Origin of the sequence: Pseudomonas retamae (genome assembly GCF_043496865.1) — a bacterium.
GTDB lineage: Bacteria > Pseudomonadota > Gammaproteobacteria > Pseudomonadales > Pseudomonadaceae > Aquipseudomonas > Aquipseudomonas retamae.
Genome location: NZ_JBIEIL010000002.1, coordinates 58,677 through 72,383 on the forward strand (window position 1 = coordinate 58,677; position 13,707 = coordinate 72,383).

At 53.1% G+C, this 13,707-nt stretch carries 11 protein-coding genes; 6 read left to right on the forward strand and 5 right to left on the reverse strand.

From position 1 onward, the window contains the following. Positions 1-286 precede the first annotated feature (286 nt). Genes ACGSLL_RS03370 through ACGSLL_RS03380 form a run of 3 tightly spaced genes read left to right on the forward strand, consistent with a single transcriptional unit; the run spans position 287 to position 1,779 of the window. A complete protein-coding gene (locus ACGSLL_RS03370; RefSeq protein ID WP_394503192.1) occupies positions 287-784 on the forward strand; it encodes a PAAR domain-containing protein in 498 nt (165 codons plus the stop codon). A 3-nt stretch (positions 785-787) separates the two neighbouring features. Then, positions 788-1,393, forward strand: coding sequence for a lysozyme family protein (locus tag ACGSLL_RS03375; RefSeq protein ID WP_394503194.1), 606 nt, complete (start codon positions 788-790; stop codon positions 1,391-1,393). After that, positions 1,390-1,779 (forward strand): hypothetical protein, encoded by a 390-nt coding sequence (locus ACGSLL_RS03380; RefSeq protein ID WP_394503196.1) that lies wholly within the window; start codon positions 1,390-1,392, stop codon positions 1,777-1,779. The genes ACGSLL_RS03375 and ACGSLL_RS03380 overlap by 4 nt, the downstream gene beginning before the upstream one ends. A 169-nt stretch (positions 1,780-1,948) precedes the next feature. On the opposite strand, the gene ACGSLL_RS03385 is transcribed toward ACGSLL_RS03380, so the two are convergent. After that, positions 1,949-2,308 (reverse strand): DUF6124 family protein, encoded by a 360-nt coding sequence (locus tag ACGSLL_RS03385; RefSeq protein WP_090282967.1) that lies wholly within the window; start codon positions 2,306-2,308, stop codon positions 1,949-1,951. Between the two features lie 598 nt (positions 2,309-2,906). Beyond that, positions 2,907-4,841: a hypothetical protein gene (locus tag ACGSLL_RS03390; protein ID WP_394503198.1), complete on the reverse strand. Its 1,935-nt coding sequence runs from the start codon at positions 4,839-4,841 to the stop codon at positions 2,907-2,909. Positions 4,842-5,345: 504 nt separating this feature from the next. On the opposite strand from ACGSLL_RS03390, the gene ACGSLL_RS03395 reads away from it, so the two are divergent. After that, positions 5,346-7,157, forward strand: a complete 1,812-nt coding sequence (locus ACGSLL_RS03395) for an ATP-dependent nuclease (protein WP_394503200.1) — start codon at positions 5,346-5,348, stop codon at positions 7,155-7,157. A 234-nt stretch (positions 7,158-7,391) separates the two neighbouring features. Here the strand turns inward: ACGSLL_RS03395 and ACGSLL_RS03400 are convergent, their stop codons facing one another. Next, positions 7,392-10,403, reverse strand: coding sequence for an RNA-directed DNA polymerase (locus ACGSLL_RS03400; protein WP_394503202.1), 3,012 nt, complete (start codon positions 10,401-10,403; stop codon positions 7,392-7,394). A 270-nt stretch (positions 10,404-10,673) separates the two neighbouring features. Then, a complete protein-coding gene (locus ACGSLL_RS03405) occupies positions 10,674-11,105 on the reverse strand; it encodes a type II secretion system protein N (protein WP_394503204.1) in 432 nt (143 codons plus the stop codon). A gap of 133 nt (positions 11,106-11,238) precedes the next feature. Between ACGSLL_RS03405 and gspH the strand changes: the two genes are divergently transcribed. Both gspH and ACGSLL_RS03415 read left to right on the forward strand, forming a co-directional pair. Beyond that, positions 11,239-11,691 (forward strand): type II secretion system minor pseudopilin GspH, encoded by a 453-nt coding sequence (gene gspH / locus ACGSLL_RS03410; protein WP_332767081.1) that lies wholly within the window; start codon positions 11,239-11,241, stop codon positions 11,689-11,691. Next, entirely contained in the window at positions 11,688-12,296 is a 609-nt protein-coding gene (locus ACGSLL_RS03415; RefSeq protein WP_394503207.1) for a prepilin-type N-terminal cleavage/methylation domain-containing protein, read from the forward strand. The genes gspH and ACGSLL_RS03415 overlap by 4 nt, the downstream gene beginning before the upstream one ends. Before the next feature lie 471 nt (positions 12,297-12,767). Here ACGSLL_RS03415 and ACGSLL_RS03420 read toward each other — a convergent pair whose 3' ends face one another. After that, positions 12,768-13,706 carry a FecR family protein gene (locus ACGSLL_RS03420; protein WP_258449504.1) on the reverse strand — a complete coding sequence of 313 codons (939 nt, stop codon included), beginning with the start codon at positions 13,704-13,706 and terminating at the stop codon, positions 12,768-12,770. Between the last annotated feature and the right edge of the window lies 1 nt (position 13,707).

A 13,707-nucleotide genomic window follows, 5' to 3' on the forward strand; every position in this document is an offset into this window, starting at 1 on the left:
TTATGGCAGCTAATGGCCATCGGCGATGGTACTGCCTTAGTTGTCCTGAGGTGATCACGCCAACAGTCAACAGATAATTTGTAAGAAAATATTGAGCGAAAAGCCCGCCTCGGGCATGCTGCGCGCAGCACATTTACATGGACGGTAAAACTCGATGCGCCCCCTCCGTGGACGTGCCTCCTGCCACACATTTAAGAATCCGTACACACTGGCGGCCGATCCCCCTCGCCGCTGTATCGACTCCATTCAAGTCACGGAAAACTGAAACTTTGAAAAGGAACATTTCATGAGTGGAAAACCTGCTGCGCGCGTGACAGACCCAACCAGTTGCCCGATTCCGGGGCATGGCACGAACCCAATTGTCAGTGGCTCGCCCAATGTGAACTTCGATGGTCTCGCTGCTGCTCGAATGACCGACAAATCCGCCTGCGGTAGCCCAATCACCGGCGCCGTCAGCGGTACGGTTTTCATCAATGGGCTGAATGCCGCGACTCTCGACAGTACCGGGGGTCATGGCAACGTAATTATCGGTGGATCCGGAACGGTCATTATTGGCGACACAGTCGTATCAGCGCCCTTCAGTGGTCTGCTGCCGATGCCAGTGCATTTCAGTGACAAGTTCAGATTGGTTGACCAGGAGTCAGGCAAACCGCTAGCCAATTTCGAATACGCCATTCAACGCGCTGACGGCACCATGGAACATGGCGTGAGTGATCCGATGGGCTACACGCACATAGTGAGTTCCCACTTGCCTGAAACCATCAAGCTGTTTCTTGAGGATTAAGGCATGGCTGAAGTGGTAAGTAAAAGTGGCAGGAAAATGTCTCCCGTCGCCACCAGAGAGGTGACGGCGATCAAAGACACCTCGCCAAAAACTGTGGCGTTGGACGCTAAAAAGCAGATAAGACGGGCGGAAAACGAAGAGTATCTGAAGGATACGAATGTGAAGGCCTTTCTGGCGGCCATTGCCAAAGCAGAAGGTGGTGACTACCACGCGAAATATGGATATGGCTGGGCAAAGGGTTTTCAAACTGGAAAATGGACGTTCACTGACGAGTCCACCCATCCAGGCGCCGGGTTCGGCGGATCGACTACGGCATCTGGCCTGTACCAAATCACCATTGCCACTTGGCGCGAGTATGGCGGAAAGATGGGACTCACGGATTTCTCGCCGCATACGCAAGACCTTATCGCGGTCGACATGCTGCGTACACTTGGTGTAATCGACAAGATCAAGGCAGGTGACATTCCGGCCGCGATGCCGAAAGCAGCAACACGGTGGGCGGCACTCCCCGAGGGACCAGGCAAAAAAAATCACTATCCCCCGCAACCGTATGATGACTATCCAAAGTTCTTGTCGAACTACAAATCGGCTGGAGGGACTGTGAAATGAAGGCTTCTATCCTGGTACTTGTCGCGCTCTGTTCCATGGGTATAAGCGCTGCGTTCGCCGATGGCTCACAGCCCACAATGAACCAGCACGGGCCCGCCGGCATCGTAGTCGGTGAGCGTTTGGCGGCAGCCAAGTCCAAGCTAGTCAAACAAGGCTGGAAACCAACGCGGATGCATGCCACCGACGGCTACGAATACAGTGGCGTGGAAAACGAGCTGGCTACACGCAAATACTTCGAACTGGATACGTGCTCGTTCGATAGCTCACGTTGCATCTTGTACTACTCAAAGGAAGGCTCCTGCCTGCGCGTCGACACCATTGGCGAGCAATTCAATGACATGACCGTGACGCGCTGGACTCGCGAATGTCCTGAGACGCCTCAATAACCCGGTAAATTCGACGCAGAAAAGTAACCGCCCCACTCCCACAGGTCCCAGCCCCGAGCACAATATCCTCGACCAAAACAAAACCCTGTGGGAGCTAGCCTGCTGGCGATAGCGGCCGATCAGGCAACAGAGACAGCGCAGGTGCCACCGCTGTCCGCCCTACTTCGCATCACTCCGGCAACTGCAAATTATCCAAAGCCCGATTCACCGCCAGCTCCCCGAGCATGATCAATTGCGAAATCCCCAACAACGCCCGCCGCTGCGACGCCGGCAACAGACTGGCGACGTTCTGCGTGATGGTCTGGGCCGAAGCGAGTGTTTCACTGGCATCGATCAGCAGTTCTTCGTTTTTGTTGTCCGCCGTTACCGCGTACATCCCACGGTGTTTACGTGGCGGCGGCGTGGAACCGGGCTGACAGAGGTAATGGTCGAGCGCACGGTCGGCGGCTTCGTGGAGTTTTTTGGAGTGGGTGGATTCGTAGGGGGATGTGGGGTTGGATTCGGGTGGGTTGGGGGTTGGTTTGATCATGAGTGAATCTCCAAGTCATCGAAAAGGAGCCATCATCTTTCGCTACCAAACGAAGGGGTGGTGGCCATACGAAGGTTGGTAGACCGGTGACTTGGAGAACCGGCGCGCCCGAAGACGCCCTGCGCAGGGCCACCATAAACAGAGCCCGAAAAAGGGCTGAATCGGTGACGCTATGCGCCAAGTCTAAACCGGGCTACCAAACCCGATCGCTGATTCGTCAGCGACCGGACCACAATAGAACCCGCCCCCAAAGCGCACAAGCCGGCGGATTCTGGCGCAGCTGTAGGCAAAGGCGCAAGGAGGCGTAGCCTGGGAGAGTGTTTGGAGATGTCTTTTTAAACGTTGGTGTTTATCAGATCCAATGCCTCATGTCGCCTCAGACGGATTCGCCCATATGCCAAGCTGCCTTTTAGCGCATTAGCAAAGGGCGTTTCCTGCCATAAGCGGTAAGTAATAGATATTTACGGAATTATCGCTATGCAATGCTTTACAACTCTGAGGGCCGAGAAGTTCTACGACTCCAATGCATTTCGCCCTCCGATAGGTCAGCGAATAATAGTTCGATGCATCGAATGAACATCAAAGAATTAGGCATTACCTAAACATTCAAGTGTAGGAGGCTTAAAGGCCTTGCCTTTAAGCTTTTAGCGCTCAAAATCGTTGCTATTCGCTCTTGATGCGTATCCGGAAAGTAGATTTTCCCAGACGATCTTGTGATCGCGGTGTACAGCAATGCTAGCTTTTTTGACAGCTCGGTTTTACTTCGCAGGTCAGCAAAGTAGTACAGGTCCTCAGAAACTGCCATTCTCGGAAACTCGTAGTTTTTCACTGTAAATACTGTGGCCAACAACGGACGTGACGGTTTTCCATCAGCGAGCTCAGCCAATTTTGCGCATTGGTAAAGCCCGGAAACACCAAATTTGGTACCCACAACTTCAAGCCATTGCTCAACCCTGAGAAAAGCGTCGTTCCACCTCATTTCCGCATGCAATTGTTCCCAGCTTCGGAAACGAGCAATCGCCCCGTGGCTCGGACGCTTGTCATGCATATAAAAATCAAGACACCCCTCTAGGAATGGTTCGAACTGATTGGTCCAGTCAATGACCGCAGCACCTTTGCTCAAATCGCGATTGCGTATTAACCAGTCGAAAATACCCCACTCATCGGCCACCAGAACTACTGAGGGTTCAGGAGGGAATGAGTCCGCTCGGTATTCAGCCACCACCGTGTCTTTCGCCTTATCAGCTACAAACGGTAACGCGCTTACGTCTGGGAACTCAGCTAAAAGTGGGTTGATGTAATCGACCAATGCTGGGCCTGCTCGTAACGAAATAGCCATTTCGCGATGGCGAATCCTCGCGTTATGGGGCATGTATCGTCCTTGCAGATTTTGGAACTGGTCCCCCAAAGTAATTACAGTTTGAGGTGACCTGTCGAGGATATCGACCATTGGCCCGCTCAAGTCATGGCCTTCGTCGACAATTACCGTATCAATAGATTCAGGTAAATGAAGCCTCGACAAAGCCAGTTGTTTCACGCGGTGATAGCCACGGACCGGAAGGGGATCCGCCTCTTCCTCAAAGCTTGTCATCTTGAACCAAAGCTTTCCGGCCGCGGCCGCTACTATTTTTTGTTCCGAAGTCGAGAGCCAGCGGACCTGGTCGGAAGGTATATGACTGAGGGTGATCCGGGCATCGTTTGAAAAGCAAAATTTGGCGATTACCGACCAGCAAAGAGCCGCCACACGGGCAGCATTACGATTACCGATGGGGTTGATGCCTGCCTTTTCTGCGAGCGCTGAATACGAGAGTGGCAATCTTGAAATCGCGTCCAACTTTTTCTCAAGAGCCCTGTTCCCACCCGCCAGAAGTCTCGTAGCAATCCACCTGAATGTTACCGCCCAAACCTGATCCTCGGAAAATCGAGCCCGTATGGGTTTGAGCTTCGGCTCCACATCGGCGAGGAACAGGATTCTACGCTCTGGCATAAGAGCCAATATCTCATTCAGCACAAAGGATTTCCCAGTGCCCGCGTGAGCTTGGGCATCGATGGAATCCTCCATGTTTGCCCTAATGTTCTGAACCAACCGAAGCTGGTGATCGCTTAGCTTTACGACCAAACCACTGAGGCGAACATGCTCATGTTTGATGGCTCCTAATGAAGCCGTGTGCTGCTTCGCATAATCGAAATTCCAGGTGCCCTCGGGATGAATGTACTGACGGCGAGCAACCGATTCTTTGTCCATCAGACCGATCTCGACTGCAGATGCTTGGAGAAGTCCCGCTTCAAAATCAACCTGGCTGTAGGCCCCGGCCAAAGCCGATCTCAGCTTATCGGAGTGATGAGTCAGCAGATTTGCGAACACCCGCTCCATCTCCAGAGGCGAGCGCACGGGCAGCTTGGGCAGTTGGAGCACGTAGAGAATCGCCGCTACTTCATAGCGAGACAGACGAACCACATCTGGAGCAGTCCCGATTGAAAGCGCAGCGCTGAGGTTTTCACTGAGAGGCAGGTACCAGCGAGGTTTCATCATGAAAATCTATATCCCTAAAATTTAGCGCCGAAGTAACCAGAGCTTTAGGCTACCCCAAGACGCGTGCGATATAGCAATAATCAACTCGAAAAATGCTTTCGGAGCTGGATGAGCGCTCTGGTTCGCTCACGCGCACCTATTATCTCCGGGTTACCTGACCTGTTTCGATGCGATTGCTCCAGAAGAGTCGTTGCAAAGTATTGCAGAAAATTCTACGGCGTTCGTATCGCTGATAGAGCCGCATGGCTGAGCATGGGCAGCCCAAACTGGAGCCTCCCTTTCACGCCCGACTGCATTCCCTGAAAGTCTGCAACCGGCCAAAAGCGGACAGTTTTACCGGCTTAGCAACGCTTCCTTGAAGCTCGAAGGCGTCTACAGAAGCAGGGGCGATTCATTTTAGCTACTCAAGTGATGGAGTTTTTTTTCGTGATTGGGTCTTGCTTGCTTTCAATTGCCTTATTGATGATGATGGCCACTGGCTGCCACCCCAAGAAAGGAATCGTCATGAGACTTCAGCAATTTAGAGTTAAAAACTATAAATCCATTAAAGAAGAGATTGAAATATATATTGATGACATTGTAGTTTTGATAGGCCCAAATAATTCAGGGAAATCTACAATATTGGATGCGTACGAAAAGTTTGCATCTCTAGGTTCCTCCAAAGGTCTTACTGTCCACGATTTTTATAATTCTGACATGTCAATTCCAATTGAGATGTGTGGGATTTTTACTGACGTCACAGACGCTGACATCAAAACCCTAGGAGGCAATAAGTGGTTTTATAATGATGACGCTCTAGATAGAAGAAACATGGCCAGAAAATATGGAGGAGACTGGGAGGAAAAAAATACCCCATTAGAAAATAAACTTTATTACTGTGTTAAATGGATTTGGTCGGATGCAGAGAAGGCAGCGCAAAAGCAGTCATACGGGTTTGACGAAGAGCGCGGAGTAAGGGTTTTTTCCGATGGCGGCTCTGGAGGCTTGGATACTTTGTTGCAAAGCCGAATTCCTCAACCAATAAGAATCAGCCCGGACAAATCCATGGATGAAACAAAAAAAATAATTATAAGTTTCTTGAAGGAGGACGCAAAAGACGAACTGCTAAAAACCGGTGAAAGTAAAGCTGAAATAATACAAAAAATACAAGATTTGACCGACACCCTCATGAAGGACTCCAAGGCAAAAATAGACGAACTTTTAAAACAGGTTTCTGAATCATCTGCGTCAGTATTTCCAGGCCTAGAGCTAGAGTTAAATATACTGTCTAAAGACCCCGTAGATGCCGAGGTGATGGTCTCTGACTCTAACCTTACTGTGAAAATGGATGGCATATCCAGCTCTCTTTTGGAAAACCAAGGTCACGGTGTTCGTCGTTCAGTACTATGGTCCGCATTACAAATACTTACCCACGAATCACATACCCGAGACAAAATAAAAAAAGCCAAAGGCAAACCAGTTTCTGTTGACAAGAAACAGTATATTCTATTGATTGATGAGCCTGAATCGTTCCTCCATCCTCCAATAATCAGAGGCGCAAGAGAATCACTCTATAATTTTGCAGCGCAAAATGAAAACTGGCAGGTAATGGCCACTACCCACTCCCCGATATTTATAGATCTATCTAAAAAACACACAACTATAATTAGAATAGAGAAAGATAAAGCGCAGAATAAAACAATATCTACTGATGAGTTGTCATTTTCTGATGAAGAAAATGAAAGCATGAAAATGATCAGGCTGTGCAATCCGATGGTTAATGAGTTTTTCTTCTATGACAATATAATATTAGTCGAGGGGCCGACTGAAAAAATTGTTATAAATAAGATATGCGATGTTGTCGGCGCCGACTATCACATTATTGACTGTTTAGGAAAGGGCAATATAAAAACTTTTGCTCGAATACTAAATCATTTTGATGTCAACTATGTGGTTGTTCACGACTCTGATATACCGAAATGCGTAAAAAATGGCAATGTTTCAGGCAATGGAGCATGGGGTACAAATTTATCCATAATGAACGAATGCATTAAGAGTAAAAGCCCAATGGTTTTTATACAAATCCCCCACTTTGAAGGAATGTTTTTTGGGGATTTCAATCCAACAAACAAAGTTGGAACTGTAATTTCGGTTCTCTCGAATGGTCCCTCGAAAGAATACGACTTGATACTAGAGAAGTACACAAAAATTCTAAATAGAGATCCTTCCATCTTCATCAGATCGAATGAAGAAATGATAAAATTGTATAGCGCTTTTTATGACAGTAATAAGGTTCAGATTGATACCTTAAAGAATCCCGAAACTTGGGCTATTTAGATTCTTTAGATCAAATATCTAGGAACAATATTATTTAAATACTTTCAGCGTGAAGAGGTTGCTTCTGAAAGGAAGCAACCTACAAAGTGCTTTCACTCTTGACCGACCTCTGTCGGCCGTCTTAGCTCATCTGCTCGGTGCATCCGCCTGACTGCAAATGGCCGGTTAGCGACGGTCTGACTTCGACCGTCGCTATACATGGTCAGACCTCAGTCGGTTTCGCCATTTCTAGGTCTAACCCCCTTTGGGTAATACTTTTCGATCAGGTGCCATGTTCTCGTTAAAGCCATCTGGCACAGGCTTGAAACCTGAGGCCGGCGAACGGTGGCTGGATTGGAACTGACGCAGGCTTAATACGTCGATTTCACCGGTAATGCAGTAGTCGTGGTTGCCACCCTTGACGCGCAATATGTCGCGTTTCCAACGGTCCTTGTAGGGTGCGCGGATACGGCTATCACCGAAGCGGCGGTTGTTGCACTGGATGATGTAGGCATGGATATCCAGGGCGGCAGACTCCACCAGTGCATTAAATGTGTCGGTGTCGCTGTTCCATTCTGGAACAAACAGCGCATCGACCTGGCCACGCAGGTCAGCGCGGTAACGGATATTGGTCAGTTCGCTGCAGATCATGATGGCAAAGCGGAAGTCCCCATGCTGGATGACGGGGGGCTTTCGCCACTGTTGCTCTTGAGCGGGCTGCATCTGCAGACCTGCTAGGCGAAAGAGCTCTTGCTCTTCATGGAATGCCGGACGCTGTTTATCCTGGCGATAGAGCATCAGCGAAGGAAACCCAAGACCGTCGTGAGTCAGCGAAGCCCAAACCTGGTGGCGCACATACATTCTCGGTGCGTGGAGGTACTCCACACCGGTGATCAAAGATATGCGACGGCCCTTGAGCTTCTCGGCGATACGCATAAACCATTGGGGGGGTAGAGACACTTCCGGGAGGATCAAGTAACCAGCGCCGTCAGGCCGAGAGATCAGTTCGTTGATCAGGCGATTGATGCGTTGATAACGGTGAAGACCTTCCGGGTCGGGAAATCCCATGATGGCGGCGGTAAAGCTTTCATCTTTGGTTTCTAGGCTGGCTACAGCGATGGTTTGCTTGGCTTTGGGTTCTCCGTCCGGGATATGTAAAACCTGCTTTTTGTCGAGGTGCGGCATCTTGTGCTCGGTCAACTCAAAGCCTCGTAATGCCTGCACCACCAGACCCATGGCTTGGCGGCTGGAGGCAGCAAAAGGACTCGGCGCTATGAGGTAGAGCTCATTGAGGCTGAACGGGCGAGTGGCGAAGGTTAGTCCTGACGGGGTGCCGCGTTTAAATCTGAGCCAATTGGCCAGTGTGGAGATACCGTCGATCATCTCATCAGGCAGTAGCTTTTCTGCGTCGAACGTTGCCAGGTTTTTACGGAATGGTATCCCACGCTGGCTGACCATTTCTTGAGGGAGGCCTGTAAAGCGCAAGGGGATATGGGCAAGATCAAAGCTGAACATACGAGCTTGAAGCTTCTGTATGTGCTGGCTGGTAATGTTCATTGGCCTATCAAGGAAGTTGCTCCAGATGATAGAAGCAAGGCCCGCCATATGGCTTGTCATCTGGTTCTTCCAAGCTGTAACCCCCGACTTGCTTAGGCGGGAAGGAAACGCTGAGACGATGTTCTGCGCTATAACTTCTTCGATGGATCGTTTCCATAAATGTCGGGCTTCGGCTGGCACGTCGGTCGCAGCCAGGCTTTTGATCTCTAGAACGCAGTCTTTTTCGACTTTGTTGATTAGGCTAGTGAGTGCACTAATGATCTTGTCTAGGTACTCAAAATCTTCACAGGCGGTAGCCATGCGGATGATGCGTGGCAGATATTGAGCCAGTTCGAAGAACTTCACCGGGGTCAGCAGATGCTCGATGACTGCGGCGAAAAAGGCATGACGGTGTGCTTGCCAATCCTCTGGGGGAAGATCGCGCTCGAAGGCTTCGTAATTGCGAAGGCTGAGAGCAAAGCCAGCACGGTGCAGCGTCAGGGCATCTGTTTTGCGTAGGTTGTCTGCTTGCTCACCGGCAAGGTTGGTGGCTTTGAGCAGGTCGGTAGCCACGGTGTTAGGCGAGTTCGGCAGATCAGGTAAGGCGCGCCATTCACTTGCCCGGTGGTTGATCTGCTCGGAAATCGCATTGACCAGAGCTGTGCCTGGCGAGCCGGAAAGGATGAACAGCTTATTTTTTCTGTTTGCAAAAACAATGCGATCGTCTTTCAGATAGTCCGGCTTGAATAAGATACTGGCGTTATCCTTTTTGAACAGATACTCGCCTCCTTCGCGGCTGAAGATCCACGCCCAAAACTGCTCAGTGGTTTTGATGTCGCTGGCGTTTTCCATGACCAGTAGAATATCGTCCACATAGCGGCCGTAATACAGCGGCACTACTTGTTGCTCGATGAACTGATCCAGCCTGATTAGCGCCGCGTTTGCGACCACGGCAGACGCCGGTAAACCTACGGGTAACCCTTTTCCTAGTGGCGTTTCTTGTGCCCAGGCCAACAAGGCGGAGATAAACAGGCGGTTCAGTTTTGACTGCGATTCGCTCAGTTCAATTTTGACTAATTTGAGGAAGCTGTCGTCGAGCATAAAGCCGGGGCTTAGCTCGTGATAGAAACTGCTTACGTCGGCAGTTAGTGCCAATACGTTTTTCTTCTCGCTCAGGGCTGTTCGCATCGCCTTGATGGCGCCGTCGCGCCATTCGCGGAAGGGTCTGAGATAAGGCTTGAATGATCCGAGGGCCCTCGTGTTGATCCCATCGCGCCGGTTACGGCGCAGGCGGCTGCCAAAGACGTTGCTGCTGAGCTGTTTGTCGAAGAGATCGCCGACTTCCATCATCCATAGCGATGACAGTACGTGAAAATTGATGCTGCAGCGGGCCATAAGTCGGAATACGGCGGTGGGGTGGTTGCCGGCTTCAGTCGCGCTTAGCCACTCGGCTTCCGGTGAGGCGAAGATCAGGGTTTGATCCTGCGTTCCTTTGTCCAGCTGAACTTCTTTGGGTGCCAGCGTCCAAGTGCCGAGGAATGCCGGATCTTTCACCCAATCCTCGCTTATGGCTTCGATCTGTTCTTTCAAGCGAGTGAGGTTATTGCTCAGATCGTCTTCATAGTTGGCAATGTCGAACAGCAAGGGGTTGGTTGAGTAGTAGAGGTCAACCTTGGCCTTGCGATAGGCGAGGCCAAGGTTGTGCAGCGATACCGACATCTGGACGTCCATTTCTTAGCCTTCGATAATCCTGAAATATCAGGGATATTACCGAAAACACGCATGAATGGGTGCTAAAGCAATGCAACGCGCGCTATGTCACTGATTGTCATGAGTGGACTGCAATTTAACGGACCGCTTGTGGCCAAAAGCAGACGTTAACGACCAGGCGGTTTTGACAAGATGTCATCTCGGCAACACTCGCCTTTTCCGGATCATTTCGTTGAAATGCGCCTCAATTGCTCCCCATCCAGACTGAAAAAAATAGCTTCACCCCCAAAATCACGGCTTCACCAACCTAGGCAAAACCACCCCCTCCCCCAACCTCTCCACCCCCAACCGCACCCGCTCCCCCCCTTGCTCAACCACCACCCCATCCCCCTCAACCGCCACCAACTTCACCCCAAACCCAACCCTCTCCCCCGCCAAAAAACTCCTCGGCGGTCCATCATTCAAACTCAATATCGCCACCGCCCCACGACTCCCCGCCATCACCCCGCTCACCTTGATATCCACCGGCGCGGTTTGATTGGAAAACCACTGCAACGCCGGGCTATCACTGCGTGCCGCCAGCAACTGCGGCGCCGCTGCCGGTGTGTGCGATTCGGCGGTCGTCAGCAGCAGCGACGACCATGTCGCGACGCCGACCAGTGCGGCGAGCAGCGCGAGGGCCTGGGCCATTTGCGGTGGGGAAAAGCGTGTGGTGAGTCTCATGGGGTGAATCTCCTTTTTGTCCCTGTTGCCAGCCTACGCGGCAATTCTCTCCGTTTTATTTCACACGCCTTACATGTTGGCGGTGCATCTTGGCTGTTCGGGACATGGCGGGACGCGAAGGAGCGTGCGATCGATGGACGCGGGCAAGCAACGGGGTTTTACGCTGATCGAGTTGATGGTGGTGCTGGTGATCATCGGCATTGCCAGTGCGGCGATCAGTTTGAGTATCAAGCCTGATCCTGCGCAGTTGCTGCGCAAGGATGCCGAGCGCGTGGCGCAGTTGCTGCAGGTGGCGCAGGCGGAGGCGCGTGCGGATGGGCGACCGATTGTCTGGGTTAGCGATGCGAAGGGGTTTCGGTTTAGTCGGCGTAACGACAGTGGTCGGGGGTTTGAGCATTTCAAGGATGACGCGCAGTTGCGCCCGCGTGCCTGGCAGAGTCCGAAGGTTGAGGTGCGTGTGGAGCCGAAGCAGCGGGTTGTGCTGAATGCTGAGTGGATCAATCCGCCGTTGCAGGTGACGCTCTCCGATGGCTTGAATCGGTTGAGTGTGCTGCGCGATGGCTCGGGTCGGATCAGTCTGCAATGAGGGCTCAGCAGGGGTTTACGCTGATCGAGGTGATGGTCGCGATCTTGTTGATGGCGGTGCTCAGTCTGATTGCCTGGCGTGGGCTGGACAGTGTGACGCGGGCGGATCGGCATTTGCAGGCCAGCAGTGAGCAGAGCGACGGGTTGTTGCGGGTGCTGAATCAGTTGCAGCGTGATGTGGATATGCGTGCGGGGGTTGAGTTGACCGAGCCGCGCAAGGTTGGCGTGGATGATGAGCCGCCGACCGCGCCGCCTGCGATTATCGTGCGCAGTAGTGACAGCAAGGGGTTTCGGTTGGATGTGATTCGCACTGCGGTGGATCAGCCGGGGGCGTTGCAGCGGGTGCGCTGGTGGTTGAAGGGCGACACGTTGTATCGGGCAGTGGCTGAGGCGCGCAGTCGGTATCCGTTGCCGGCGCCGGGGGCTGGGGTGGCGGTGTTGGCGGATGTGCGGGATTTGCAGGTGCGGGTTTGGGAGGTGGACAAGGGCTGGCGGCAGTTGAGTGGGAATCGGCGGGAGGATCCGCTGGGGCTGGAGATTCGGTTGAGCCGGGGGACGCCGCAGGGGGTGGAGGTTTATCGGCAGGTGATTGGGCCGTTGCAATAGCTGAACACTGCACAACCTGTGGGAGCGAGCCTGCTCGCGAATGGGCTTGCACAGTTGGTAACGGGGTGACTGGTCGGCCGCTTTCGCGAGCAGGCTCGCTCCCACAATTGGATGGGGTTGGGTCAGTTTGGGATTGGTTGGCTTTGAGGGCGCTATCGCTGGCGAGCCAGCTCCCACAGGGATTGGGTTTGGGCAGTGGGAGATGGGTTGGCTGGTGGATAGCTTTCGCGAGCAGGCTCGCTCCTACAATTGGATTGGGTTGGGTCAGTTTGGGATTGGTTGGATGTGCGGGCGTTATCGCTGGCGAGCCAGCTCCCACAGGGATTGAAGTTGGGCAGTGGGAGATGGGTTGGCTGGTGGATCGCTTTCGCGAGCAGGCTCGCTCCCACAATTGGATTGGGGTGGGTCAGTTTGGGATTGGTTGGCTGTGCGGGCGTTATCGCTGGCGAGCCAGCTCCCACAGGGATCGGGTTAGCTGAGGACGACCACGCCGCCTGGGAGTTCGGTGCATTTGATGCCGTAGGCGTCGCGGATCAATAGGGCGACGCCGGCGAGTTGGTCGAGGTTGAAGCGGGCCTGGACGCGGCGTTGGCCGAGGTCGCGGTTGAGTAGCAGGAGCATGCCGGGGCGGTAGCGGTTGATTTCGTCGATCATCTGGCTGAGGGTGGCGCCGTTGAAGACCAGGACTTGTTGGCGCCAGTTCATCACGGCGGCGGTGTCGACGGTTTGGACGCTGCCGACTTGGCGGGCGTCGTAGGTCACTTGCTGGCCGGGTTCGAGGCGCAGGCTGCGGCCGTCTACGTCGACTTCGACCGCGCCGTCGAGGCAGGTGACGCAGACTTGTTGATCGGTGTTGCGCAGGTTGAAGCGCGCCTGACTGGCGCGTAACCACCCGCCTCCGGCCTGCATCGCCAGCGGCAATCTCGCGGTTTGTACTTCGACTTCGCCGCTGACCAGTTCGAAACCCTGCACGCCTTCGGCAACAGTGCGCTGGTTGATGCGGGTCTGGGTGTTGAGTTCCAGGCTCACGCCTTGCGCCGGTTCGACGCGGCGTTGCTGGCCGACTTCGGTGATGTAGTCGGCACCGAGCCCTTCGAAGCCGCCGGGGATGGTGCCGCGCACCAGCAAAAAAGCGGCTGACGCGGCGATGGCGCCGCCGAGGAAGGCGCGTCGACCGAACCCGCGCGGTGCCTGCACGCCTTGCGCGGCGGGTTGCAGGTTGTGCCACAACACTTTGGCCTGTTCGAACGCCTGCGCATGTTCGGCGCTCTGTGCGCACCATTCGCGCAGGGCGCGGGCGTCAGCGACGGTGGCGCGGCCGGAGGTCAGAAGGATCAGCCAGTCGTGGGCTTCGCTGTGCAGATTGTCGGCCACCGAGGGTTCGGCAGGGGTCAGTCGAAAGATGTTCAAA